The organism is Shewanella sp. 38A_GOM-205m (assembly GCF_000518445.1).
Lineage (GTDB): Bacteria > Pseudomonadota > Gammaproteobacteria > Enterobacterales > Shewanellaceae > Shewanella > Shewanella algae.
On record NZ_JADP01000006.1, the window covers coordinates 17,517 to 42,132 of the forward strand.

General features: G+C 48.7%; 23 protein-coding genes and 1 tRNA gene. 9 read left to right on the plus strand and 15 right to left on the minus strand.

Annotated features, from left to right (window positions below):
* Positions 1 to 14 precede the first annotated feature (14 nt).
* Together serS and N512_RS24765 are read left to right on the plus strand one after the other, a co-directional pair.
* Positions 15 to 1,301 carry a serine--tRNA ligase gene (serS, locus tag N512_RS0107180; RefSeq protein WP_028779872.1) on the plus strand — a complete coding sequence of 429 codons (1,287 nt, stop codon included), beginning with the start codon at positions 15 to 17 and terminating at the stop codon, positions 1,299 to 1,301.
* Between the two features lie 13 nt (positions 1,302 to 1,314).
* Positions 1,315 to 1,437: a hypothetical protein gene (locus tag N512_RS24765; protein WP_025009737.1), complete on the plus strand. Its 123-nt coding sequence runs from the start codon at positions 1,315 to 1,317 to the stop codon at positions 1,435 to 1,437.
* Positions 1,438 to 1,498: 61 nt separating this feature from the next.
* Here N512_RS24765 and N512_RS0107190 read toward each other — a convergent pair whose 3' ends face one another.
* The 6 genes from N512_RS0107190 to punR form a co-directional block, all read right to left on the minus strand.
* Positions 1,499 to 1,837 carry a TusE/DsrC/DsvC family sulfur relay protein gene (locus N512_RS0107190; protein ID WP_025009738.1) on the minus strand — a complete coding sequence of 113 codons (339 nt, stop codon included), beginning with the start codon at positions 1,835 to 1,837 and terminating at the stop codon, positions 1,499 to 1,501.
* Positions 1,831 to 2,112 (minus strand): sulfurtransferase complex subunit TusB, encoded by a 282-nt coding sequence (gene tusB / locus N512_RS0107195; protein ID WP_025009739.1) that lies wholly within the window; start codon positions 2,110 to 2,112, stop codon positions 1,831 to 1,833. The genes N512_RS0107190 and tusB overlap by 7 nt, the downstream gene beginning before the upstream one ends.
* A complete protein-coding gene (gene tusC / locus N512_RS0107200; protein WP_028779873.1) occupies positions 2,112 to 2,468 on the minus strand; it encodes a sulfurtransferase complex subunit TusC in 357 nt (118 codons plus the stop codon). Before tusC ends, tusB begins: the two co-directional genes overlap by 1 nt.
* Positions 2,468 to 2,857: a sulfurtransferase complex subunit TusD gene (gene tusD, locus N512_RS0107205; protein ID WP_028779874.1), complete on the minus strand. Its 390-nt coding sequence runs from the start codon at positions 2,855 to 2,857 to the stop codon at positions 2,468 to 2,470. Before tusD ends, tusC begins: the two co-directional genes overlap by 1 nt.
* Before the next feature lie 58 nt (positions 2,858 to 2,915).
* Positions 2,916 to 3,575, minus strand: a complete 660-nt coding sequence (locus N512_RS0107210; protein ID WP_025009742.1) for a Bax inhibitor-1/YccA family protein — start codon at positions 3,573 to 3,575, stop codon at positions 2,916 to 2,918.
* A 147-nt stretch (positions 3,576 to 3,722) separates the two neighbouring features.
* Positions 3,723 to 4,625, minus strand: coding sequence for a DNA-binding transcriptional activator PunR (gene punR / locus N512_RS0107215; RefSeq protein ID WP_028779875.1), 903 nt, complete (start codon positions 4,623 to 4,625; stop codon positions 3,723 to 3,725).
* A 128-nt stretch (positions 4,626 to 4,753) separates the two neighbouring features.
* Between punR and punC the strand changes: the two genes are divergently transcribed.
* The 3 genes from punC to N512_RS0107230 all read left to right on the plus strand — a co-directional run bounded on the left by punC (position 4,754) and on the right by N512_RS0107230 (position 8,293).
* On the plus strand, positions 4,754 to 5,995 hold the full coding sequence (gene punC, locus N512_RS0107220; protein WP_028779876.1) for a purine nucleoside transporter PunC: 1,242 nt from the start codon (positions 4,754 to 4,756) through the stop codon (positions 5,993 to 5,995).
* An 81-nt stretch (positions 5,996 to 6,076) separates the two neighbouring features.
* Positions 6,077 to 6,167, plus strand: a tRNA-Ser gene (locus tag N512_RS0107225).
* Positions 6,168 to 6,616: 449 nt separating this feature from the next.
* Positions 6,617 to 8,293, plus strand: a complete 1,677-nt coding sequence (locus N512_RS0107230) for an Hsp70 family protein (RefSeq protein ID WP_028779877.1) — start codon at positions 6,617 to 6,619, stop codon at positions 8,291 to 8,293.
* On the opposite strand, the gene N512_RS0107235 is transcribed toward N512_RS0107230, so the two are convergent.
* The 7 genes from N512_RS0107235 to N512_RS0107265 all read right to left on the minus strand — a co-directional run bounded on the left by N512_RS0107235 (position 8,287) and on the right by N512_RS0107265 (position 17,721).
* On the minus strand, positions 8,287 to 11,217 hold the full coding sequence (locus tag N512_RS0107235) for a J domain-containing protein (RefSeq protein WP_028779878.1): 2,931 nt from the start codon (positions 11,215 to 11,217) through the stop codon (positions 8,287 to 8,289). The two genes, N512_RS0107230 and N512_RS0107235, sit on opposite strands and share 7 nt — an antisense overlap.
* 5 nt (positions 11,218 to 11,222) lie before the next feature.
* Positions 11,223 to 11,963, minus strand: a complete 741-nt coding sequence (locus N512_RS0107240) for a DUF1266 domain-containing protein (RefSeq protein ID WP_028779879.1) — start codon at positions 11,961 to 11,963, stop codon at positions 11,223 to 11,225.
* A gap of 178 nt (positions 11,964 to 12,141) precedes the next feature.
* Entirely contained in the window at positions 12,142 to 13,779 is a 1,638-nt protein-coding gene (locus tag N512_RS0107245) for a PepSY-associated TM helix domain-containing protein (RefSeq protein ID WP_028779880.1), read from the minus strand.
* Positions 13,780 to 14,067: a hypothetical protein gene (locus tag N512_RS0107250; protein WP_028779881.1), complete on the minus strand. Its 288-nt coding sequence runs from the start codon at positions 14,065 to 14,067 to the stop codon at positions 13,780 to 13,782. It lies immediately after the preceding gene.
* Positions 14,064 to 14,321, minus strand: coding sequence for a hypothetical protein (locus N512_RS0107255; protein ID WP_028779882.1), 258 nt, complete (start codon positions 14,319 to 14,321; stop codon positions 14,064 to 14,066). Before N512_RS0107255 ends, N512_RS0107250 begins: the two co-directional genes overlap by 4 nt.
* A 476-nt stretch (positions 14,322 to 14,797) precedes the next feature.
* On the minus strand, positions 14,798 to 16,822 hold the full coding sequence (locus N512_RS0107260) for a DUF4857 domain-containing protein (RefSeq protein ID WP_028779883.1): 2,025 nt from the start codon (positions 16,820 to 16,822) through the stop codon (positions 14,798 to 14,800).
* Positions 16,823 to 16,833: 11 nt separating this feature from the next.
* Positions 16,834 to 17,721 (minus strand): ABC transporter ATP-binding protein, encoded by an 888-nt coding sequence (locus N512_RS0107265; RefSeq protein WP_028779884.1) that lies wholly within the window; start codon positions 17,719 to 17,721, stop codon positions 16,834 to 16,836.
* Between the two features lie 143 nt (positions 17,722 to 17,864).
* On the opposite strand from N512_RS0107265, the gene N512_RS23730 reads away from it, so the two are divergent.
* From N512_RS23730 to N512_RS0107280, 3 genes are read left to right on the plus strand one after another with little or no spacing between them, the layout of a single operon-like run.
* Entirely contained in the window at positions 17,865 to 18,470 is a 606-nt protein-coding gene (locus tag N512_RS23730) for a MotA/TolQ/ExbB proton channel family protein (RefSeq protein WP_028779885.1), read from the plus strand.
* Positions 18,463 to 18,885 carry an ExbD/TolR family protein gene (locus N512_RS0107275; RefSeq protein WP_028779886.1) on the plus strand — a complete coding sequence of 141 codons (423 nt, stop codon included), beginning with the start codon at positions 18,463 to 18,465 and terminating at the stop codon, positions 18,883 to 18,885. The genes N512_RS23730 and N512_RS0107275 overlap by 8 nt, the downstream gene beginning before the upstream one ends.
* A 1-nt stretch (position 18,886) precedes the next feature.
* Positions 18,887 to 19,657: an energy transducer TonB gene (locus tag N512_RS0107280; protein WP_028779887.1), complete on the plus strand. Its 771-nt coding sequence runs from the start codon at positions 18,887 to 18,889 to the stop codon at positions 19,655 to 19,657.
* A 5-nt stretch (positions 19,658 to 19,662) separates the two neighbouring features.
* Here the strand turns inward: N512_RS0107280 and N512_RS0107285 are convergent, their stop codons facing one another.
* Positions 19,663 to 22,194 (minus strand): TonB-dependent receptor plug domain-containing protein, encoded by a 2,532-nt coding sequence (locus N512_RS0107285; protein WP_197021438.1) that lies wholly within the window; start codon positions 22,192 to 22,194, stop codon positions 19,663 to 19,665.
* Between the two features lie 552 nt (positions 22,195 to 22,746).
* Between N512_RS0107285 and N512_RS0107290 the strand changes: the two genes are divergently transcribed.
* Positions 22,747 to 23,061, plus strand: coding sequence for a cupin domain-containing protein (locus N512_RS0107290; RefSeq protein ID WP_028779889.1), 315 nt, complete (start codon positions 22,747 to 22,749; stop codon positions 23,059 to 23,061).
* 253 nt (positions 23,062 to 23,314) lie between these two features.
* On the opposite strand, the gene N512_RS0107295 is transcribed toward N512_RS0107290, so the two are convergent.
* Positions 23,315 to 24,592 carry a tyrosine-type recombinase/integrase gene (locus N512_RS0107295; protein ID WP_037474447.1) on the minus strand — a complete coding sequence of 426 codons (1,278 nt, stop codon included), beginning with the start codon at positions 24,590 to 24,592 and terminating at the stop codon, positions 23,315 to 23,317.
* Between the last annotated feature and the right edge of the window lie 24 nt (positions 24,593 to 24,616).

Here is a 24,616-nt window from a genome sequence, read left to right on the forward strand (position 1 = left end):
TAAGACAAGTAGACATGTTAGATCCAAAATATCTGCGTAATGAACTCGCAACAACTGCGGAGCGTTTGGCGACCCGCGGTTTTATCCTCGATGTAGACAGGCTGACCAAGCTGGAAGAAAAGCGCAAGTCGCTGCAGGTGGAAACCGAAGAGCTGCAGGCCAGTCGCAATGCCATCTCCAAGTCCATAGGTCAAGCCAAGTCCCGCGGTGAGGACGTTGCCCCTATCATGGCGCAGGTAGGTGATCTCGGCAGCCAGTTGGACAGCAAAAAGCAGGAGCTGAGTGCACTGCTTGAAGAGCTGGACGCTATTGCCATGAGCATTCCCAACTTGCCGGATGAATCTGCTCCCGTGGGCGCAGACGAAAACGACAACGTGGAAATCCGTCGCTGGGGCACGCCAAGAGAGTTTGACTTTCCGGTAAGAGATCATGTGGATCTCGGTGAACAGCTCAAAGGACTGGATTTCAAGAGTGCCGTAAAGGTAACGGGTTCACGCTTCATCTTTATGCAGGGCCAAATTGCCCGTATGCACCGCGCTCTGGCGCAGTTCATGCTGGACTTGCATACCCAGGAGCACGGCTACACGGAATGTTATGTGCCTTTATTGGTCAACGAAGCCAGTCTCAAGGGCACAGGCCAACTGCCCAAGTTTGGTGAAGATCTGTTTCACACCAAACCGGCCACAGAGGAAGGTCAGGGGCTTAGCCTGATCCCAACCGCAGAAGTGCCGCTGACCAACCTGGCCCGCGATACCATACTGGATGAAGCCGAGCTGCCAATCAAGTTGACTGCTCACACACCATGCTTCCGCAGTGAAGCCGGTTCTTACGGTAAAGATACTCGCGGCCTTATACGCCAACACCAGTTCGACAAGGTCGAAATGGTGCAGTTGGTGAAGCCGCAGGATTCGGAAGCTGCATTGGAAGAGTTGGTCAGTCACGCTGAAAATGTACTGAAGAAGCTGGGTCTGCCGCACAGAACTATCGTCCTGTGTACCGGTGATATGGGCTTTGGTGCCGCCAAGACCTACGACGTTGAAGTCTGGGTTCCGGCTCAGAATACCTACCGTGAGATCTCTTCCTGCTCCAACGTGCGTGACTTCCAGGCGCGGCGCATGCAGGCCCGTTATCGCGCCAAAGACGACAACAAGCCCAAGCTTATCCACACTCTGAATGGCTCAGGACTGGCGGTTGGTCGTACTCTGGTAGCCATTTTGGAAAACTACCAAAATGCCGATGGCAGTGTCACAGTACCTGAAGCCCTGCGCAGCTATATGGGTGGCATTGAAAAAATAGGTTGATGGGTGAGGTCATATGGATAAAGGTCAGCGCTACCTGCGCTGGCTTGCCTACGTGGCCGTCATCGCAGTTTTTTCTGCCCTGTTTTTAGCCACGCTCGGCAAGGCAGCCATGCTGGTATATGAGAATTTAAAATAGTTATTCAAATAGTAAGAAGCCCCGAGAACCGGGGCTTTTTTGTGTGCAGAATCGAGTCGCTTTAAATACACTTGGCCGGTTTGGGCAGCCCGGCAATCTTGGTTGCCTGCTTGGCCGGCCCCATCGGGAACAGGGTGTAGAGGTACTTGGAGTTACCTTTCTCCGGCCCCAGTGCCTGGCCGATTGCCTTAACCAAAACCCGAATAGCCGGGCTGGTCTTGTATTCAAGATAAAAGTTCCGCACAAAGTTAACCACTTCCCAGTGGGCATCGGTCAGCTCTATCTCTTCGCCTGCGGCGATGACAGGCGCCAGCTCGGGCGTCCAATCGGAAACCTGCTTCAAGTACCCTTGAGGATCGGTCGCTATCTGCTTGTCATTGAATTGAATGAAATCTACCACGAAATAACCTTTGTATGAGCCAATGTCAGCGCTACCAGCGCCGGATAATCCAACTGTTCATAATTACCAAGAAAGTCCTCGAGCCCGCGGGCCTTGACGTCATCGGCCACCAGCACCACTTTAAAAGGGGACAGTGCCATGGCCCATTGACGTTTCAGCAGGGCGCTTACTGCATCGCCTGCCAGCAGAAACACGTCTGTCTTGCCGGCATATCTCAGTGCGCAGGACAGCGCAGTGTCGCGCGCCGCCGATGTTTGTATTTGGTGTAATATCATCAGAAAACCATAACCTCGTCGGCATCCAGCAGGGCCTGGCGGATCTGCTCGTTATCACAAATGGTGGCAGGAATAACCAGTTCGGTGCGGCCAAGTCCCAGCTCCTGCAACGATTGTTTGCAGACCAGTACCGTGTCTATGTCATAGAGGGGCAGCGCACCTAAGGTGGCGATATAATCCTTGCAGCCGATAAGCTCAGGTTGCTGTTGCTTAAGCAGCGTAAGCACGCCTTCATCGGTAAATATTAGGCTCACCTCTTGCTCGAAACTGGCGCTCAGCAGCGCCAGATCCAGGCCTTCGCGGCCGGAAGCCGACCCATGCGGTGCTCGGCGAAAAATAATGGCTAATTTCTTCATTAAAAACTCACCAGACGATCACTCTTTTCAAGCCCGGTGACCAACTCGCCAAGCCCCCCCATGGTAAATCCAGCGGCGAGATTGGCACTCGCTTTGGCGTTATCCTTGGCATCCTGTGCTGAAAGCACACCGCGGCGCAGGGCGGCAGAGATGCAATTCACCAGATTAAGCTGCCACTCCTTTGCCAGCTGCTGCCAGGCGGCAGTTAAGTCCAATTCGTCGGACGCCGGCGCGCATAGCGCATTGGACTGGCTCACGCCGTCCTGATAGAAGAATACGCAGTGAACCTCATGGCCTGCTTGCAGGGCGGCCCGGGTATATTTGAGTGCATGGAAGCCGGCCGCCGGGCCGTAGACACTGCCATTCACCATAATAATAAGTTTGCTCATACCAAAAAAAATGACCCTGAATTAGGGCCATTTTAACCTATTTTCCGTCCCGAGGGGATCAGTCATCACCACCGGCACCCATAAGGTGCAGCAGGCTGATAAACAGGTTGAGAAAATCCAGGTACAAGGCAATGGTGGCGCGAATATAGTTGGTCTCACCACCATTGACGATGCGGCTGGTGTCAAACAGGATAAAGCCTGTCATCAACAGGGCGATACCTGCGTTTACCGCCATGAATACCGCGCCGTTACCGACAAAGATATTGATCACCGCAGCGGCTATGACGACCACCAGACCGGCAATCAAAAAACCACGCATAAAGGAAAAATCTTTCTTGGTGGTAACGGCATACGCCGACAGGGCGACGAAGATGGCTGATGTCAGACCAAAGGCCTGAATAATCAGCTCAGGACCGTTACTCATACCGGCGTAATGATTGAGGATATAACCCAGAGACGCACCTTCCATACCGGTAAAGGCGAACACCCAAAAGATCCCGGCGGCGGATTCCGCTTTTCTCAGGGTGACGAACAGCAGCACCAAGCCACCGATGGAAAGTCCCAGTGACATCATGGGGCCTATCCCCATCGCCATGGCGATGGCGGCACATACGGCTGAAAAACCTATGGTCATTGCCAGCAGCATGTAGGTGTTTCTGAGCATTTTATTCACTTCCATAGTGGAAGTTTGGCTCGAATAAAGGGTTTGCTGAGTCATTTGCTTCTCCGAAGGTTGACTGACATAGCCCGGGTTTGGCGACCCGGCTAGTTTCCATGTTAGAGCAGTTTAAACCGTATATGGTTCCGCTGCAGGTTTCCTGTTATAGATTGTGCCATTAAACACTGAATCTTTTATGAATTAAAGTCAGGCGAGCCACTCTCTGTGCAGTTTTTCGGTATCGCCCAGATAATCCAGTACCCATTTGAGCGCCGGCGACATCTTGTTGGCATTCCACGCCAGGCAGCAGGAGCTTGCAGCCAGAGGAGTGGCCAGCTGTTTTTCCACCAGGGCACCGGCGCGAATAAAGGGGCTGGCCAGGTGCACCGGCATATAACCTATCCCCAAGCCTTCACGGAAGCAGTTGATGGCGCGGATCCAATCCGGCACCACCAAGCGGCGCTGATTGTCCAGTAACCAGGTGTGGCGCTTGGGGATCTCTCTTGAAGTATCGTCCAGGCAAATAGAAGGGAAGGGCCTGAGCTCTTCATCTTCCAGTGGCCGGTCGATAGCGGCCAAAGGGTGGGACTTGCTCACCAGAAATGCCCACTCGATATCGCCCATGTCTCTATGATGGTAAGCGCCGCCGACCGGAATGGCAGTGGTAGCACCTATGGCAACATCGCTGCGACCGGTAGACAAGGCCTCCCAGACACCGTTGAACACCTCAATGCGGATAATTAGCTCCACATCGGTGAAGTGACGATAGAAGTCGGCAATCAGCACACTGATCCTGTCTGCCCTGACGATATTGTCCAAAGCGATGGACAGAGTCGGTTGCCAACCATTGGCCACCCGCTGTGTTTCCCGTTTCAGGTCGTCCAGTTGCTTGAGCATAATCCTGGCTTCCTTGACAAAGTGAGCCCCGGCGGGCGTCAAACTGACGCTGCGGTGATGACGCTCAAACAGCACAACCCCTAGCTCTTCCTCAATCTGCTTAATGGCATAACTCACGGCGGAGGGCACCTTGTGCAACTTGTTGGCTGCGGCGGTGAAACTGCCAAGGTGAGAAACAATATCGATAAGTTGCAACGATTGTTCAGAAAGCATGGCGATTCCTTGCTGTGAGATTATTTGAAAGCATAGGTCAAAAATAAACGTTTCACCTCGATTGAGCAAGGCTTTAGACTGCTCCGGCATTCATATTACTTTTGTCTTAAGTTGTAATCAGGTTGTATATGACTCTTAAATATTTCATGTTTTTATGCTATCTCGCGCTCCTGAGCATGTTGGCTTTCATCGCGACCGACATGTATCTCCCAGCATTCAAAGCAATTGAAAGCTCGCTTGGCGCCAGCTCATCTCAGGTGGCCATGTCCTTGACCTCTTTCCTGGCCGGATTGGCCTTGGGGCAACTGCTTTACGGCCCTCTGGTGCAGCGTTTCGGTAAACGCAATTCACTGCTAGGTGGCTTGGCGCTGTTTGCCCTGGCGACAGTCAGTATAGGTTTCAGTGACAATATCATCATGCTCAACTGTGCCCGTTTCTTCCAGGCGATTGGCGTTTGCAGTGCTGCCGTCATTTGGCAGGCTTTGGTGGTAGAGCAGTATGATGCCAAAGATTCGCAGCGCATCTTCTCCAACATCATGCCCTTGGTGGCCTTGTCACCGGCATTGGCGCCTATTCTCGGCGCCAAGGTGCTTGGGCATCTGGGCTGGGAAGCGATTTTTTTCATTTTGGCGGCGACGGCAACGGCATTGATGGCGCTGACTATGGTGTTGGTTAAGCCGGCAAATGAAGGCACGGCCAAAGCTGAAGAAAAAGTGGCCTACAAGACCTTTTTCAACAACACAGGTTATTTGGGCAATGTGTTCATCTATGGTGCTTGCTCAGGGGCTTTCTTTGCCTATCTGACACTCTGGCCGATAGTGATGGAACAGCACGGTTATGAAGCAGACGCCATAGGTTTAAGCTTTATTCCGCAAACCATCATGTTTATTGTCGGTGGCTATGCCAGTAAGTTGCTTATCCGCAGGGTAGGCAGCGAGATGACGCTTAAACTGTTGCTGGCCCTGTTTGGTTTGTGTGTGTTGGCGATTGCCTTGGCGACTTTGGTATTCAAGGCGCAAACCATCTATCCATTGCTTATTGCATTTTCTGTGCTGGCCGCGGCCAATGGTGCCATTTATCCGATAGTGGTTAACAGTGCGCTGCAGCATTTCAGTCAGTGCGCCTCCAAAGCGGCCGGGCTGCAAAACTTTTTACAGATAACCTTGGCATTCGGAGCATCAAGTCTGGTTGCTGTGTGGGCCACAGCAGGGGAAACTGCTATTGCCTGGGGGATCCTGGGTTGTAGTGTGCTGGTATTTGCTGGCTACAAACTGCGTCAGTTTGCCGGCTGGTCGCAGGTGAGGGCAGGTTTTACCAAGCCGGATCCCGCGCGTTTGGCGCTGCGTGCAGAAGAAACGCCCAAAGACTGAGTGCAGATTGAGCAAATAGATAAGGCCGTGACATTTTCTGCTTTACAGTCTCATATCCTCACTATAGTATTTGCAGCGTTCGGAGGGGTGGCAGAGTGGTTGAATGCACCGGTCTTGAAAACCGGCATGGGTTTATAGCCCATCCAGGGTTCAAATCCCTGCTCCTCCGCCATATTCAGAGAAGCCCGCTTGTGCAAACAGGCGGGCTTTTTCGTATCTTAGTTTTGATGATTGCTATTAGCCTGGTATCGGTTAGCGGATAGCCGGGTTTATAGCGCCGTCATGCAGGGTTCAAGTCCCCGCTCCTTTTCCATATTCAAAGAGAACAGCTTTTGTAAACTGGCGGGCTTTTTCATGTCTGCTCTCCATATCTATTCAAGTTGGTCGTATTCAGAAGACCGTTAGACTTATCGCGGTTCTCAGCCTTATTCTTGGTTTCCCCCAAAGAACTCTATGGTATTACCTTGGTTATCTGCATCTGAGACAGGTAGATCAATAATCCTTCGTCTTTGTTGGTTTTTCGGTATTTAACTTGTTGCTTTGTAGAACTTTAGGCATAGTGTGGGCGCTGGAAATTCCCCCGGCGAAGATGGATAAGCAGGAAAAGGAAGGAGTTAGCTGATGGATAAGCCTGAAGTACCCGCAATCGGCATAGATTTGGGCACCACCAACAGCGCCATTGCGCTTTGGCGCGACGGTAAGGTGCAGATGATCCCCAATGCCTTGGGAGAGGATTTAACCCCATCGGTCGTCAGTATCGATGAGGATATGCACTTATTGGTTGGCCGTCCGGCCGCCGAACGTTTAATAACTCATCCACGTAATACTGCCGCCATCTTCAAACGTTTTTTGGGCAGTGAGAAACGCTATCGCCTCGGAGGTCAGGAGTTCAGCCCCACTGAGCTTTGCGCCATCATACTCAGTACCCTCAAGGCCGATGCCGAAGCCTATCTTGGGCACGCCATTAAGCAAGTGGTGATTTCTGTACCGGCTTACTTCAATGATCAGCAGCGCAAACAAGTGCATACGGCTGCGGAACTGGCCGAGCTGGAAGCGGTACGCCTTATCAATGAACCCACAGCCGCCGCCATGGCTTACAGCTTACACGAGTCCCATAGCCGACGTTTCCTGGTGTTTGATATAGGTGGTGGTACCTTCGATGTCACCATTGTCGAGTTTCAGGATGGCATCATAGAAGTTCGCGCTTCGGCCGGTGATAACCGTCTCGGTGGTGAAGACTTCACTCAAGACCTGCTCGATGGCGTGTTGCAAAAGCTGCAGCTGGAGCGTGAAAGCCAATCTCTCAAGTACCTCAGTCAGCTCTATTACGCCTGTGAAAATGCCAAGCGTCACAGTAATGGCCAGGGAGCCCGGGTCTGTTTGAGTGGCGAGCAGGATATCAACCTCGAGTTCGACGGCCATGAGCTGGAAAAGATCTGGCAACAGACGCTGAACCGGCTGCGAAAACCGCTGAGCCAGGCACTTGCCGATGCCAGATTACAGCCTGAAGAGATAGATGAACTCATTCTGGTGGGTGGTGCCAGCCGTCAGCATCATGTAAAGCAGGTCGCTACCAGGTTACTGGGCCGCTTTGGCCGCCAGGAGCTGGATCCCGACCGGGTGGTGGCCATGGGCGCAGCCATTCAGGCCGCCTGTCGTTTGCGCGATGAAGCGGTAGAGGAGCTGATCCTCACCGATGTTTGTCCCTTCAGTCTGGGGATCCGGGTAGAGAGCAATGGCCAGTCCGGGGTGTTTAGCCCCATCATAGAACGCAACACTGTGGTGCCGGTATCGCTGGAGCAACGCTATTACGCCAGTCATGAAGAGCAGAGCCAGGTGTGTATCGCCATCTATCAGGGAGAGAGCCTTTGGGTTGCCAATAATCTGCACATTGACGATCTCGATATCGATATTCCGACCGGACAAGGGTTGCAATCGGTGGATGTCAGATTCAGCTACGATATCAACGGTATGCTTGAAGTGGATGTCACCATCACCAGCACAGGAGAGGTACACCAGAAAGTGATAGATCGCAGCCCGACCGGGGTATCTGAAGACGATAGACAAGCCAGCAGGCAAAGGCTTGCCAGATTGAAAGTGCATCCCCGCGAGCAATTACCCAACCTCAACCTGACGGCAAAGTTACATCGCATGTATGAGGAATGCCTGGGAGGCGAGCGGCGTCAGATAGAACACTGGTTGCTGAGTTTTGAACAGGCTCTGGCCTCCCAGGATGAACACTATATTCGTGATGTGCGCCAGGCAATTCAAAATGCACTGGCGCACTGGGATCAATAAACAATTTCCTCCAGGGTAATTCTTCTGGGTTCTTTAAAACTTTTCGGCCAGCCGTGACGCATTGAAGACGCGGCTTGTGTGCCTGCGGCAGCCAGCAGGTGGCCAAGAAGCAGTGGCAGCGCCCACCAGAAGCTGTTACCCACCAAGGCCAACCCTATGGCAAAGCAGCTCCACACCCCATAGTTGCGGGCGCCTTTCGATGTCTGGCGGGTACTGCAGATCCTGAATACCATAAACAGGTTAAAGGCCAGGAACACCAAGAGTTTTCCTTTATGAGCCTCGAGTTGCTGCACTATGGACATAGGGTCGAGCAGTGAAGTTGCATTGTCGGGATAAATAGGGAATACGAAAAAACCGTGCAGTGCTACCAGCAGTGCCCAGACAAAAAGGCGCTTGCCGCTGTGCAGATTAAAGCGTTGCGGCGCTTTCTCTCGGTCGTCACTGATGACCTGGTTGAGCTTATCTTCCAGCAGTTGGCACAATAGCTTGGCGGTGTTTTGTCTGTCACCGGCAAGTTTGGGTTGCGACTTGTGAAAGTCCTCTACCAAGGTGCCATTAAACCCTGAACGTGAGATGTCATTGGCCAGTAAGGCTATGCAGTAACAGGCTGGATAGACATAGTCTTTGGCTTCTTTTTTCGCCGCACAGGCATCAATGGCTTCCGGATGAATGCCCCGTTCCCAATCATCATTCAGCAGACCATAGGCCAGGGTATTGTCGTCGTAATAATACTCTTCGAAATTGATATTTTGCTCTTTCAGCTGTCCCTGAAGCTTCTCCAGTTGTGGCGTGGTGACATAGCGCCAGCTATTACTGGCGTTGGGGTGATATCTCAGTGCCGCCCAGAGTATCAGGGTATTGTGTATATCGTCAGTGGTTTCAACCCTGCGATTGATCAAGGCACCGAGTGCCGTCAGTTGCTCGGCATCAATCTGTTGCCAGAGCTCTTCATCGCTTAAGCTTGATTGCGCCAAGCGCTCAACCTGGTTGCGCAGCTCTATGCAAAACACAAACTGCTTGGGCCAACGCATGACGGCTTCGGCAATCAGCGGCGAGATGCTTTGCGGATCCGCACACATCTGCCAAGCCAAGGCAAAGGGAGTGTCCTTGATTGGCTGCGGCAACTGCGTCAGTGAAAGTGCCTGACGCATCGCCAAGCGATGGCTGATTTTGCTCCATGGCAATGAATAGTAGAACTCTGCCCACTCCAGGGCGATATCCGCTTGGGAACTTTGCTCCTTGGCGGCTTGCTCGCCGTTTTCGGCGTCCGATGAATGCTCAAATGCCGACAGCAATGGCTGACGTACCCCCTCACGTTGCCAGATCAGCATGCCAAACAGGCTGGGATCTTCCGTCAGCTGTGACAGCCATTCTTCGGCTTCGGCTCTTTGACACAAGGCCTGTAGCCAGCTATCCGGCAGCAGGGGATGACGCTGGCCAACTTGCAGCCACTCCTCTGGCGTGGGTTGGCTGAAGGCCTGGGCATCGGGCGCAGGCATAGTAAACCAGTTGGGCTGGCCATAACCTGCCGCCAGTGCTTCAAACACGGCATGCTTGGGTCTATTGGCGAGGATCTCTGTTGCAATGCCGCAAAGTAACTCGCCGAGATAATGCCAACCGGCTTCCACGCGTTCGCAAGCCGGCAATTGAGCGAACTGTTCAATCTGTTGCCAACTGCCCAGCTGACATGCCCAGAACAATCTCGCCAACGCGCCTTCATAACCGGGCAAGGACTTCAGCGGCAATATGGTGTGGGGCATAGTGCCTTCGTTGAATACAGTCTTGTACAGCAGTTGCTCGATGAAATCCGTCTCTTGGGGTTCATCAAACCAGCACTCTTCAAAGGCGGCCGATATTCGCCAGTTCCCGCCTTGCTGACAGGCCAATGCCTTAAACCAAAGTGCCAAACGCGGCGTGCTCGGCAGATACCATTTTTCCAGATGTTCGGCCAATAGCTGAGGCAGCTCGGCTTGCTTGAGCTCATCGGCGAGTTTGAGTGCTAAGGATTCCTTACCGCAGCGGCGGCTGATCTCGGCCAGCAGCACCAAATCTTCGCCCCAGAGTTCGCCTTGCTGCAACACAAAGTCACATAACTCAAGCAACTGTTCCACGGGCCAATTCAGGTTTAACGCCCTGATAACCCTGAGTTGGACAATCGCAAGCGCAGGGTGCAGCACGCCGCAGACATGACCGCTAAAGAACAACATGCGGATCTGGGAGAAATCACAGTCAAGCAGTGCATTTTGCAATGGTTGGTAGTAGCTTTGGATGGCGATTTGAGTCGCATTATCCTGCGTCGCCAACCAGTCCAGCGGCGCAGGGCTCGGCCGCGAAATCCACCAATCGAAAAAAGCCGCCCTTTGTTGCTGCGCCTTATCGCCCCGCTCGAGTGAGCTCCACTCCAGTGCATGCCACAAATGACTGATAATTTGTCCGGGCAGCCAGCGCCAATTGAGTATCTCCGCCTGAACCCACTGCGACAGCTGGGCTTGGCAGGAAAGAGAGCTTTGGCCGACACGCTCGGCCCACTGATACCAGTGTTCATTGTCAAAGCGCAGGCGCTCATTGGCCAACATGCTCATAAGCTGCTGGAACGGACTCTCCGGGGTTTCAACCTGAGCTTTGGCAGCTGTTTGCTGGGTTTCCGGCGGCTGGGCCCGGTAGCTGTAATCTTGCGGCTTAGACTCTTGTTGCGTCAATGGTTGTGCTTTGGCCGCTGCGGGCGAGGGCGTATTCAGCTCCAGTGGTTTGGGCTGGGTTGCCGGGCGGGCGGCAGCCAAGGCTTGTTCGTAGGCGCTGCGCAGTGCTCTGAAGCCTTCAGGGTTATCCTCCGGGTGACAGTCGCGGAGCTGGGTGCGGTAAGCCTGCTTGATGGCTGTTTCATCTTGGGTGGCGGTGATACCGAGTATTTGCCAGATATCCATGGCGACTAATCCTGTGTTTGGTTGAGAAGATCGAGCAGGCTTTGCGGGGCGCTAAGTTGCGGCAATTCCATGTCCCAGTCGCATTGATGAATGGGGTTATCCTTGTCACTGATAGCGCGGCGATAGTCTATCCGTTGTCGTCTTGCTATCCAGCCATTGAGTAATGCCTCTGCGGCCTCTTCTGTGTCCGGCTCGTTGATTAAAAACATCCATATCGCACGCCCGGCAAACCAGGCTTGGGTATATTGCTCCCAAGAGCGGTAAAAATAGCGGCTCTTGGCGGCGATAAAGCTGTGGAGAAAATCGAACTCTTCCTGGCTGACCCAACCGAAGCGCAATCCTTCCCGGGTGAGATAAGAGGCGCGCCCGAAATCATAGGCACGGGTGCCGCCGAAGCCGAGGATGGAATAAGTCGCGGCGACATAGCGCATTTCGGCCTGCCTACGCGGGGATTGTTCGAAATCAATAAGATATCGCCAGTTCAAGCTGGTACCACAGGCATATTGACTGTAATCACTGGCCAGATAATGACCATGGGTGCCGTCGTTAACCAGACTGGCAATCTGCTGATGCAGGGATAATCTATCGGTAATACCCCAGTCTTCTTCCAGTGTATTGGGTTCTTCGAGCCCGGCATGCAGGGAAGTAGGGTTAAGATAACCTCTGGCCTGGGTTTGGAAACTGATCTGTGGCGAGGTGAGTGTAAGCCACCAGATCTGATGGAGAGACAACGTATTGGTGGACATTCCAGCTCCTTGGTTTTCTTCCATAAAAATCAGCGGCTACTATAAAAGCCGTTGGCAGATTAAGCAATAATGGCGCCGGGCAATGGCGATTCTGTTGTGCAACTTGTGAGCTCGATGGCATGACTTGCAAAGCAAAGCCCCGCGAACGGGGCTTTGTGGAATGATTCAAACTAACAGCTTAAGACTGAACGCTGGTTTGCAGCGCAGCAATAGGCTGTTTTTGCGGCATGGCCCAGATACTGTCAGCCGGCCCCTGGGTCGCTCGTTTAAAGGTTTTGAGCGCGCCAAAGGCAAAGATGGCGGCAAAACCGAATGCGGTGAGATCCACCGCCCAGGTGCCTGGGGTCTCCGGTGCCCAAATTCCAAGACCGGGTGCCAGCAACGCCAGGATGGATGTCAGCGGCATTGCCAGACAGACCAGCGCCGATAGCGCTTGCAGTGTTACCGCGGCTCTGGCAGCGCCACGCCAGAAAGCATAAGCCAGGGCGATAAGGAAACTGGCGTAGTAGCTCCACAGATACAGATGATTGATATTTTCTACATGAGCATATCCCCATTTACCCAGCAACATGGCCAGCGCAACGCCTAACATTGAACCCAAGCAAATTCCTACAGTAGCGGCTCCAAGGATCCTGACTCTTCTCGGTTGCTCTGGAATGGCCTCCCCCTTGCGCTGTTTGCTGCGGCGCTTTTCCAGCCATAGCAGATTACCGCTGTAAAACAGCATGGCACCACTCATTCCGAGGAAAAAATAGAGCCAGCGACCGGGATAGCCGCCGTAGGAGCCAAAGTGAAGTCCAAAGAATACCGAAACCATCCGGCCCCAAACGCCTTCTTCCCCCGGAGTAAAGGTGCTGTTGCCCACCTCAAGGGTGTAGGGGTTCATATAAAGGAAGTCTCCTATCGGGCCGCGCATCAACGCTTCTTCGTTATACATGGCCATCCGGACCATGGGAGCCGGAGTATCCATGCCCATATAGGTCAAACTGAGTGCCTGATAACCGGGCGCGAAGCTTTCGGCCCGAGCAACCAGTTCGGTTACCGGGGGCAGGGTGCTCAGTGAGCGCACTTCGCCCTTGGGCGCTTCGCGGTTGAACATCGGCTTATCGCCATAAACAAACTGCCCCAAGGCGCCGTACAATTGATCGTGAAAGACAAACACCACCACGGTCAAACTGATAATGATATGAAATGGCAGTGCTGTGATGCCAAGCAGGTTGTGGCTGTCGAGCCAAAAACGATTGGGGCCTTTCTTGCGCCTTAAGGCAAACAGCGTTTTCACCAGAGTTGGCAGCAGGAAGATCACCCCGGAAACCAACGCCAGAAAATAGAGAATGCCGGCAACCCCCATAAAATAAGCTCCGAGCTGCTCGTGTCCCATATCGCCAGGAATACCGCCGGTGCGGTGCAGCTCATCTATCAAGCGTGCCAGTTGACTCTTGGGTTCCTTATGGGAGATGAGCTCACCTTGATTGTTTAAACTGGCATGCCAAAGCTCATCGCCCAGACCCCATTGCCGCTCACTGCCGGAGGCGTACCAACTCAAAGGCGAATGCTTGTCACTGGCAAGATGAAGGCTGAAGCCCTTACTTAACTCAGGGTGTTTCGCTCTGGCTTCGCTGAGTAGTTGGTCCATCTGTTCCAGTTTCACCTGTGGCAAAATGGTTTGCGGCGGTGATGACCAGGCGGCAATCTCTTCCTTGAACATGGTCAGGGCGCCGGCATAAAAACCGATAAACAGTAAAATCCCGGCGAGTATGCCCACCCAGGTATGAAGTGTTTGATAAATTCTGAGAATATCGCTGCGGATCTGCATTTACTTAACCCACCATAGCAGCAGCCATGCAAGCACGTTGGCCGCCATTAGCCAGAAAATGGCGCGGCGGGCACTGTAGAACAAATAGCTGAAGCTGAAGAATGAAAGCCAGAGTGGCGCTATCAGCCACATATTGAATTGCACCTTATCTTTGGCATCTATTCCACCAGGCCCCACCCAGGCAAAGATACCACTGAGAGCCACTGCCAGGGCAAAGCCCAGCAAGGCGCCGGCAAGGGTTTTTCCCAGCCAGTCAGGGCGGATTTTATCTTTCTTAATGGTTGTCATCTGTTGTCTCCCTTGAGCAGGGAAATAAAGGGCAGGGAGCCCAGCAGCATGGAAAGCAGCATGAGCCAAAAAAACAACGCGGCCGAGGCCGTCAACAGTAAACCCCAGCCGAGCAGAGTCAGCAGCAGTAATAAAGTGCCCAGCAGTTTGGCCTGCCAGGGCAAAGGTTTGGCAAGCAATGCCTGGTGTTTACTGCCTAAATAGATAAGCAGTGAACCCAGGGTCATCGTCAGGATCAACAGGAGGTACCACATGAGTTGCGATGTCCGAAGAATTGGTTTGATAAAGAATCGCAACATAGCACAAGTATCAGCTCTATTAAATGATATTTATTCCCATTTACAATTGGGGCCAACTTAAATACAAGTTACTGATATCAATGATTAACTCTATTCAAACCTATGAGGAGTTTATGTGTTACTTCACATAAATCTGAGGAAATGAGACCGGGGATGTAATCCAAGTGTGATCCCGGAAAGGAGGCAAATTTACAATGTAAAGAAACATTTCATTCTTGATTGACAGCCGTTTTTTTAAAGACGGTGTAAACCTTTCTATAGGAAACATTAACTATGCAACCCTCAGGGAGTATCTAATAGCTGATCCGAATCGGGGAACGGGGAAGCTGTGACCATGAAATGCTAAACTTTGCTCAATTATTTGTTTGGCGATAGCTCTGAACGCTCAAACAGGACTGAGTTCCCTTCCAGGGATCTACTATTTGGAACAGTTATTTAGCATTAGTAATCAACACTCTTTTTCTGATATTTATCAACCAAAATACAGTTAATCCAATTGGACCAAATACACAAACGAGGATAATGTCTTCTATGTACAAATGAGAACCCATTAATCGCCAGCGCCAAAGCATAAGTATCAAACTAACTGTTATACCTAGTGCGCAGAAGATTGGGTAATGTTGCCAACGAGTTTCCAAGTGTAGTTTAACCCAATTGCTGTGACTTGTTGACTGAGTAATCCACACAGGGAATAGCGTCGACGTCAATTTTAAAGCGTAATTTACGTTAGTTATATCATTACTTTCCATGGGCAGTCTGAAAATGTTTCCGGTGTCTTGGCCCGCCATTGTTAGGCGCTGCCCAACTAGTAGTCTATTAATATAAGGTAACCTTAGGTTTTTACTGACTACGGTGATCCCAAGCAGATCAGACATCAAATCAACGCTTGTATCATCAACCTGATATTCTTCAATGTTAATTGCTATTAGTTTCGGTGTATTTTCTTGAGTAATGGCAAATAGTTGTTCATCGGTTGTGGCATAGGCCATAAAGCGTTGGAATCGATCTTCATTAATAATTAGCCCGCGAAGACGTCCTGGGATAGTTAGCCCTAAGTTTCGTATCCAAGGTCGACCATTAAGCATTTTCATTTGAAAAATATTATTCTTTGCGTCAGCGATGATAAAGCCGTTATCGATACGTTTATGACGAATTGAACTGTTGTTGTTCAGCATTTTAATTGGCATTTGTGCCCCAGCATTCAACATTGCTTTTGTAAAGAGTTTTCCTTTATCATGATCCAATTTTCCATCAATAGGTCGGTAAAATTCTAAAGCATTACGATCTTTATTCAAACGCATGAGGTCCGGGGGGAGAGTATAACGACTTCCTTTGGGATTTGTTTCGATGAGACGATGGATCGAGATCTCTAAGCTATTCCAGAATTCTGGGGAAAACTGATTTTTACTCCAACCATTCCATGCTTGTTCAACTGTTAAACTTAGCCCTCCGATGAGTTTGGGCCATAAATGCCACTTGGCCAAGTCTTGACCATAGAAGAAAGGTAAAGCCTGTTTGTACGTCTCTTCGTTAAGTTTATGCCCTGATTGATCTTGATAGACCCTAGTTTGAGTGCTATTCGGAGAGTGTGCCTTCTCGGGTGGAATGGTGGTTATTATAAAATCATTATTGACTTGACTATAGTACAGTTTCTGTTGGGAAGTCGCTGGCATTACTATTTGCCAGTATAGCCTGGGTACTAGGTAAGCTAATGCAATAGATACTATTCCTGCTGCCATTACACGGTAAATTCGGTCGCTAACATGCTGTTTAGCCTTATACTTAAAATCTAAGTAAGTGTAAACAGCTAAACCTAAGCATAAGAATACTAAACCTAGGTAAGCTGGGAAACTTGGCAGATTGAGTTGATATCCTGGGATCACAGTAACATCAAAAATGAAATAACTACTCACAATAGCGAAAAATCGGAGGGAAATACTCGTAGTGGCAAAAAACGCGACAGTGGTAGCATAAATCCCTAAAGCACGGAACAGCCAAGTGCAGAAACTCAACAGCTGATCAGTAATTTGTTCAGCAGGCATATGGTAGTTAAGGTAAATAAACCATTGGGCTATAATGGCGATGACAAATAAGCTGAGGATACTGACGGTACCAGTTATTAAAATGATGCCTATGATCCGTTCTGGTGCTACAGGCAAATGAAATGAAAGTCGCAACCTTCTCTGCTGGGCTTCCGGCCAGGTCTGAGCAAATCCTATAACAATTGCTGCAAACGCGAGTATTTCGAAGTTTGTAAACAATAATATTTGGTCGCGGGAAATAGTCATATCAGCAATAATAGTTGCTAAACCGAAATAGCCATCTGAACGATATATACTATGAAGTAACAACCAGCAGCCAATGCAACCATAACCAACCATTAACAACGCTATTAATAGAGAAACGCGTAGTTTTATCCATTCTTTGTACAATAACGCTTTGGTTTCGGTGTCCATGTTGACTAGCCTTAGTATTTACCTGTTATGCCAATAAAAGCATCTTCTAGATTCAACGATAAGAGCGTTAGTTGAGAATGTGGAACGCCCGCTGCCTTTAGTTTTGCTTTAAGGTTTTCTGGTTTAATGAACCCATATACTGTGGTATAAGAGCCAAGATGTTCGATTGTGCAGATTTCCTGATCTGAGCTCATAGTTTCTGCTGCAGGGCTGCGTTCAAAACGATAACCAAAGAAACTCTGCATAAACTGATTCTTACAGCCCTTTGCGACGACTTTGCCCTGCTTGAGTATTACCATTTGATCTATAACGGGATCTAGCTCTTGCACGACATGGGAGGTGAGTAGCACAGTAGCTTTGTAGGTACTTACATAATCCTGTAGATAATCTATAAATAGCCTTCGATAACCTACATCCAAACCCATAGAATAGTCATCCAATATCATTAACTTTGGACTCTGAGCCAAAAGAAGACCTAATACAATTTGGGAGCGCTGACCACAAGACATGTTGCATAGTTTTCTGGTGTGGGGTACTGGAAGTTTACTTACTAACTCAAAAAATACCGTACGATTCCAGTGGGGATAGAATGCAGAATAGTAACGTTCCAATTCTGTGATGGACATAAAGTCATACTGGTTAAAGCCTTCATGAAGAAGACCTATCTTACGACGAGTCTGTTCTTTCAGCGAGTAACTTGGGTCCCCCAACACCTGACATTCTCCGCCGCTGGGGCAGAGAAACCCCATCAGTATGTTGATGATAGTACTCTTTCCAGCGCCATTTTTGCCTAAGAGCCCAAAAACACTGCCTTGTTCAACATTAAAGGACACTTCCTTCAATGCATCTTTGTCACCATAGTTATGCCAAAGATCTTGGCACGTGATCAGCGGTGTCATAAATCAGCCTTGTGGAGTCTAAAAGGTTGATGTACGATTTCACAAATGATAATCATTTGCAAGTGGGTTTACTTTGATCCCAGGAGAAGACATAAAAATGGTTTTAGTGGGATGGGATTGAGAGTACCGATGAAGAGAGAAAAATGTTAACTGATGTTTGGAGTATAGGAACGGCAATTCCTTTATTGCTATGTTCTATCGCTGGTCTGGCGTTGGTAGCAGAACGTACCTGTTATTTCATAAGAAATAAGGGGATCCCCGCATCGGTTCAGTTAGAGGTAAATCAGGCCATACAAGCACGTAGGCTTGATGATGCGTTGTGCTTAGTACTGAAGATTAAACCTTTTTATCTTAAGGCCCTGGAAGTCATGGTGTTGGAAAAAGACTGTCCTAAATCCCATAGAGATGAAGCAGTGGCAATTGCCATGCATTACGTGTCCCATGGGTTTAAACGCAGAATGTCTGGCATTTTAACCATTGCTTCCCTTGCTCCTATGTTAGGGCTGCTGGGAACCATTATTGGTTTGATGCGCTCTTTTAAAGACATCGGAATCCATGACGGCCCTGTTGAACCATCCATCGTCGCCGATGGACTATGGCAAGCTTTATCAACCACGGCAGCGGGATTGATTATCGCCGTTTTTTGCGTGTTGGCCCATGCTTTATTGGCATCGCGAGCTCGACAATTATTATCAGACTGCAATTACTTGCTAAATAAGCTTTCCCATGAGTATGAACACTATGATTGATATGGAAGAGGATCGCGTCTTGGAGGCAATACAACCTGATAGCATGACGGCGATGATTGATGTTGTTTTCTCGCTTCTTGCTTTTATGATGTTGATAATCAACACACCTCTTGTAAGCATGCCGATGGATTTGCCACAAACCAATAGAAATCAAACACAAAAGCATGTTTTGAAACAACAAATGATGATCTTGACAGTATTAGGTGATAGTAACAGCTATCGCTTGAATGAAAGTGGCGTTCTTGATCAGGAACAACTGAGGCAAAAGCTTAGAGCAATCCAAGCCAAAGATGAATTTAAGATCATTATCAATACCAACAAATCCACTGAAGTACAACGTATGATTGATGCATTCAGCATTTTAGCTGAATTGAGCCTCAACAATGTCGAAGTGGCCATTAAAGATAGTCACTAAAATGAACACTCTTGGGAGTTTAAAAAGTTTTGCACTAGTGTCGTTATTACTCCATATGGTAATAGGAGGGCTTGCTTGGTACTACGAGCAGCAGGCTGAGTCTAGTTATGTGGCAAGCCAACAGGTGTTAAAAAATATGAGTATAGGACTCAAAGCAGCCAGTGTAGGTATAAAGATGACACAGAATACTATGCAAACATCTTCTTTTGAGTTCACAGAAGCTGATAAACAACCCAACATTAAACCAGAACCTAAAATTAGCTCTAACAGTGAGACATTGAAAAGCAAATCGGATGAGATAAAACAGCAGCCTAAACTTAGGCCGGTAGCTAGGATTGCTCCAAGTCATAAGATGGTTAATCAATCTAAGGCATCATCTCCAGAAGTTACCAAGATGGTGGGTGAACAAGGTATAGACGGCAGCACAATAAGCCAAAATAAAGCTTCGGAAACTGGACAAGATGAAAGAGGTAAGGGGACATTCCAGGCTAAACTTTACGATGCGTTAATTAGAAAGCACTTACTCGCTAAACAACGATATCCTAAGTCATTGAAGATGAAACGCTTGGAAGGTAAGGTGACAGTGTCTTTCTTGATTAATCGCCAAGGAAAAATCTTGCAGTCCTCAATCGTAAAAATGGCTCGCCATTCAGGGTTTAACAAGGCTACACGTTATATGTTGAACCAAGCAGAACCTTTCCCCCCCGCCCCCCTTGAGTCTAATTGGTATAGCCGTTCATATCAGATCGAAATTAGCTACGCTATCCAATAGCGTAGCTAATAAGTGTATGTCAAATACAGCCAATAACTGCGCCCCAATTGATAAGGATCAGGATCGGTTGGGTTAGTATCGGTATAAGGAAAGTCATTTAATAAGTTTGATATACGCAAGTCCACGGATGCTTGATGCTTTTTTGTGCTGATTAACTTATAACTGAGATTGAGATCGACGGAGGTAAACGCCTTTCGGGTAATCTTGTCGTATATATCATATTTATTGCCGTCAATGTCGATCTTCTCCTCAGTGTTAGCTAACGTATCGTACTGGCCACGGTATTGAACCGCAGCGTAGGTAAGCAGGCGATTATCCAGCCAGTCGGCTGACCAAGAGATAGAAGCTCGCAAAGGGGCCGCGTAATTTTGTCGCTCACTAATCTTGTCAATTTCACTGAGTGAGACCAAATGACCTTCATAGTATACCAGAATGCTATTTCGTTCATCTGGATCAAATGTATCACCATAATCAATAATACCATTTAAAGTTTTTGTCTTTGACCAAGTCACGTTAGCATTAAACCTATGGTTATTATAATGACCACTCCATTCCAGTGATAATCCGCGATAATCTGTTTTTCCTTCATTGGTCAGATGATAATTAGAATAAACGCCGTCATCGGCTTTATCTGCTTGTGTCACAAAGCTATCACGATTATTTCTCAGAACCCCTTTGAGGCGGAAGTTCCCATTTAAATGAGTGGATAGCGTGAGTGCCGCAGTCAACTCATTACTATACGGTGTATTCAAATTCGATGTTGAATACTGACGGCCGAGGCTGGGGTGAGTAGGATACCAACCGTGTTCATTTGTTGTTGAATCAATAATCACCTTGCCGTTGTCATCGAGCTTGCGTTCGTATATTTCAATACCAGGAATTTGTTCTTTAATGGCATAACTGAGCGTATTATTGGCGTAGTAACGATTGGCACCGATGGTTAAGTAGGTATCTTTCAAAAACTCCCAAGCAACGGTAAACCTGGGAGAAATGTTGTGGTTATTCAAAAAATCCTCGTGCTCGTAGCGCAATCCACCGCGTAAGTTTACCGGACCCAGTTGGCGTTGGTACTCCAGCCAGAGTGATTGGCTATTTACAGCAGCTTTTGCATCGTATGCTGCATAGCGAAGAGCTTTAGTAAGTATAATGTCGTTTTCAATACAGGCACTATCGCCTTGTGGACAAGTGAGATTATCCCAACCATTTTCAACCCTAGTTATCCCCTTCGAGTAAGCAGAGCCATCTTGCGATCGTGCCTTATTGGCTTTAACACTGCGTAACTCAAGGCCAAAACTTAAATCACCCGACCACTGTGGTTGGGTCCCTTTGAACGTCGCGATATACTCGGTTTGTTTCTGAGCCAAGTCACCAAAGCCACCTTCAGCACAATCCGATAGATTGCACCAATCGACATACTCTGCATCGCTGTCCCAATAGTAATAGTAAGGTGAGGCCTTTCGCCCGGTGTCAGATATGCTATAGGAAAACTTGGCTTGCCAATCCAGCTCGCCATTTAGGCCATCTAACTGAAAGTAAGCAGCCAAACCATCGGAAGCTGAATCTACTTGGTTGTTTATACCACGAGGGTCGCGGAAACCACTGGTGTAAGGACTATATATCACTTGGGCTTCAGCGCTTATGGTATCAGAAAGGGTATAAATCCCTTTGAGTAAAAAGTTCTCTGACAGGTCTGAGTTGGTAAACTTATCTCCTCCGTAGTCTTCTGATAATTCGTAGTCGACAGTGGCGTCTGAGCGGCTGTACGAGGCTAACACTGCTAATTTATCGGTCAGAGGCAGATCCAGGGTTAACGCTGAGTTATACTTGCGAAACGAAGGTGGCGGGTTATCCTGGGCGTCGATTTTATCACGCAAACGAGTTTTATACTCTTGCATAGAATCATTTTGGTAACCCGAAGTGAAATTGACACTGAATCTATCTTTCGGTTTTCGAAGCTTATAATCTACAACTCCGCCTGTGAAGCCACCATATTCGGCAGCTATATTCGAGTCATAAATTTCAACACTATCAACTAGAGAAGGATCAACATAAAGCGTTTGGGGCGTGGCTCCGGCCACCTCATTGAAGTGCGCTGGATTATCCTCAGTTATATCCATCATAGAGTTGGCGCCGACGCCTTCGATCATTATACTATTATCGTAAAAGTTGCCGCCCGATATGGAGAAATCAGAAGGACGAATAGATTGAATGCTTTCCTGAGAAGCTGTACTTCGTTTTACATCCATCTGTACAAAAGGCAATGTTTTGAGTAACTCACTTGTGTCAGAGCCTCCTGGTTTTGATCCTTCCACCGACTTTTGATTAATAACGCTCATACCAGAATCAACCGGATCGTAACTTTCGTAAGCAGGTGCAGAGCGCTTTGTTACTTCGGGAGCTTTTTCTATTATGTCTATTTTTCCAAGATCAACAGGCGTGTCTTGACATAGGGCGGGGAAGGGGACAAGCATCACGTTGCTGCTAAGACATATTATAAAGTACTTCATATAGTTGTGTGACATATAATAGGGTTTCATTCTCCTCTCCCATCTATATTTTCTATTGCAATAATCATTTCTAAACTTTTTTATTAAACCCTCCATCCTTAACATTATTGGTAATAATCAATACGATATAAAGAATACCCCTTGCTACATTGCCTAACAATACTATTTACAATCACAATTGATTGTTATTTGCATTTAAAGAGGCCTGGTGGCACGATTAAGGAAGTGTGGATAAGCCTCAAGTAGTAGATCGTGGAATCGTGACTTGAGCCATGGATGAACAATAGAAAGAGCCTCTTGCCCACGATGAGTTTTGTTCCATCCTCTTGGATAAACTGCTTGCTATCATTGGGCCGCTATATCTTATAAGTTGGGAATGATTGAAAGTATTACAGGTGCGAGGACGCAAACGAGTCATTTAAACAGAGGTATCTCAACAACCGGTCACACCTTTAGAGTGGAGAATCTCATCAAGAGATTGGTACTAATCTCGGGGAAAGGTCATCAGATTAAACGGTAATTCGTAAATACAAAGACCATCTAGCGGCGATTACCATAGTCGTAAAGAAAAAGAGTATAAACATGTTTGAATACACTTATTATGAAGACTTAGCTGATAGCGTCGATATTCCAAAGGCCGGCATCACCAGCCGACCACTGCATAAAAGTGACAGATTACGTGCAGTCATTTTTGCTTTTGCTGAGGGTGAAGAAATGGGGGAACACACTGCAGCAGTGGCCACTATTGCTCAGATCATTGAAGGTGAATGCACTTTTACCTTAGAAAATGAAGTGAAAGAGATGAAAGCAGGCGCTTGGGTTCTTATGGACGCCTATCTACCTCATAGGATTGTATCTCACACGCCACTAAAACTGATACTGTATCTTGCTGTGTGAGCCCAAATAGGCTCTCTAATCAAGACGACTGTCGCGGCATAGAGATACAGATCTCATGTAAGACATTGATGTAGCTAGGGCAAGCAAACGCACATGTACGTAAACCATATAAGATTTGATTTAACATAATATACATTGTGCGCATTTGTATGTGCAGCTGTTTGAAATCTGCAGAGTTATTACCGGTAATCCCCAGGTTTAAGGTAACTTCCTCCGTGATTCACCTTAAACCTCTAGCAATAGCTTTCTTGGATTAACTCTCAATTCCTTGCAGTCTATCCAATGGCTTGGCGGATGCACTCTGGTGCCTTTCTTCCTGGCTGGTGTGCAGATACTGTGACGTGGTGTCTATGCTTTCATGACCGGCGTCCGCCTGCACATGGGATAAAGGCCGACCATTGAGATTGATGTCATGAGTGATCCCTGTATGGCGAATACTGTGCGCAGTCAGCTGTCGCATTTCATTGGCTTCACGGATAAAACCATCCTTCTCGGCATCATCGGCGGCGCAGTTGATCAGAAACTGAATTTCATCCCGCAATTGACGTATGCCGAGGTTGGCATTGAGCACGCCACTTTCCCGACCTCGGCCGGCGGCGCGATGCCGTATAAACAGCGGCGTGGTTTCATTGGATTGTGGATAGTCACTCAATCCCAAATGGCGCCGGTAACTTTGCAGTGATTGCAGCAACGCTTTGGATACCGCCACGTTTCTGGCCTTGCCGCCTTTACTCCTGGGAATATGAAAATACCAGATGCCGCTGTGATTATGGCGCTTGAATTGACTCATGGTTGGCGCATAACCGGCACGAGCGGCAATTTCCGAGATCCGCAGATAACAGCCGTACATCAGGTTAATCAAGAACAGACTGCGTTGATGTTGTGCCGGCTCGGCTTCAGCCAGGCGCTGCACGCAAGCAACAAGATAAGACCATTGCAGCTCACTGAAAACCTTGAGTTGCTCTTCGGCAGGATCCAACCTGAACTTACTCTTATTGGCAAAGCGACTGTGATTGAGCCAGAGCTGCGCCGGGTTGCGCTCACAATACTCTTCGCTCATAAGATAAGTATAAAATGATGAAAGTATGGCTATTTTTGTCTTCAAGGCATTATCGCTCAGGCTGTATGGCAAGGGTTTGCCGAGCGCCTTGCGACCAATAAACGGCCGCCAGTTGGGATTGGGTTCCCGACTCTGATTGAACTTATCCGTCTTGAATTGCGGGACGTTGAAATAACCCACTAACTCTGTTGGTGGCGCCTGGCAATAAGCCACGTAACGTCCCATTTCCCGTCGGCCCACATTGGCAGCAGATATGCCTGCGACATCGAAACACCAGTGAAAAAAGGTCGTCAACTCGCTGCGGTACGCCTTGTAGTTGTTTTCACTGTCTCTTTGTTCGTAAAGCCAGTCTGTTGCATGCTCAAGCAAGAGGCCTGCATCGGCCACTTTACCCAGGCTTAATTGGGTAATATAGCTGTTGACCACAGGGTTACCCTGCAAAAGCAAGTCTGCGCTGTCAAACAGCGGCATGGCAGATAACGCTTGATTGTTTCC

Coding starts and splice junctions, on each gene's coding strand:
- tusC (WP_028779873.1), bottom strand. CDS start 2,468: ATGAAGAAATTAGCCATTATTTTTCGCCGAGCACCGCATGGGTCGGCT.
- N512_RS0107260 (WP_028779883.1), bottom strand. CDS start 16,822: ATGGACACCGAAACCAAAGCGTTATTGTACAAAGAATGGATAAAACTA.
- tusB (WP_025009739.1), bottom strand. CDS start 2,112: ATGATATTACACCAAATACAAACATCGGCGGCGCGCGACACTGCGCTG.
- serS (WP_028779872.1), top strand. CDS start 15: ATGTTAGATCCAAAATATCTGCGTAATGAACTCGCAACAACTGCGGAG.
- N512_RS0107235 (WP_028779878.1), bottom strand. CDS start 11,217: ATGGATATCTGGCAAATACTCGGTATCACCGCCACCCAAGATGAAACA.
- punC (WP_028779876.1), top strand. CDS start 4,754: ATGACTCTTAAATATTTCATGTTTTTATGCTATCTCGCGCTCCTGAGC.
- N512_RS24765 (WP_025009737.1), top strand. CDS start 1,315: ATGGATAAAGGTCAGCGCTACCTGCGCTGGCTTGCCTACGTGGCCGTC.
- tusD (WP_028779874.1), bottom strand. CDS start 2,857: ATGAGCAAACTTATTATTATGGTGAATGGCAGTGTCTACGGCCCGGCG.
- punR (WP_028779875.1), bottom strand. CDS start 4,625: ATGCTTTCTGAACAATCGTTGCAACTTATCGATATTGTTTCTCACCTT.
- N512_RS0107295 (WP_037474447.1), bottom strand. CDS start 24,592: ATGCCGCTGTTTGACAGCGCAGACTTGCTTTTGCAGGGTAACCCTGTG.
- N512_RS0107210 (WP_025009742.1), bottom strand. CDS start 3,575: ATGACTCAGCAAACCCTTTATTCGAGCCAAACTTCCACTATGGAAGTG.
- N512_RS0107230 (WP_028779877.1), top strand. CDS start 6,617: ATGGATAAGCCTGAAGTACCCGCAATCGGCATAGATTTGGGCACCACC.
- N512_RS0107285 (WP_197021438.1), bottom strand. CDS start 22,194: ATGAAACCCTATTATATGTCACACAACTATATGAAGTACTTTATAATA.
- N512_RS0107275 (WP_028779886.1), top strand. CDS start 18,463: ATGATTGATATGGAAGAGGATCGCGTCTTGGAGGCAATACAACCTGAT.
- N512_RS0107250 (WP_028779881.1), bottom strand. CDS start 14,067: ATGACAACCATTAAGAAAGATAAAATCCGCCCTGACTGGCTGGGAAAA.
- N512_RS0107255 (WP_028779882.1), bottom strand. CDS start 14,321: ATGTGGTACCTCCTGTTGATCCTGACGATGACCCTGGGTTCACTGCTT.
- N512_RS0107245 (WP_028779880.1), bottom strand. CDS start 13,779: ATGCAGATCCGCAGCGATATTCTCAGAATTTATCAAACACTTCATACC.
- N512_RS0107265 (WP_028779884.1), bottom strand. CDS start 17,721: ATGACACCGCTGATCACGTGCCAAGATCTTTGGCATAACTATGGTGAC.
- N512_RS0107240 (WP_028779879.1), bottom strand. CDS start 11,963: ATGTCCACCAATACGTTGTCTCTCCATCAGATCTGGTGGCTTACACTC.
- N512_RS0107280 (WP_028779887.1), top strand. CDS start 18,887: ATGAACACTCTTGGGAGTTTAAAAAGTTTTGCACTAGTGTCGTTATTA.
- N512_RS0107290 (WP_028779889.1), top strand. CDS start 22,747: ATGTTTGAATACACTTATTATGAAGACTTAGCTGATAGCGTCGATATT.
- N512_RS23730 (WP_028779885.1), top strand. CDS start 17,865: ATGTTAACTGATGTTTGGAGTATAGGAACGGCAATTCCTTTATTGCTA.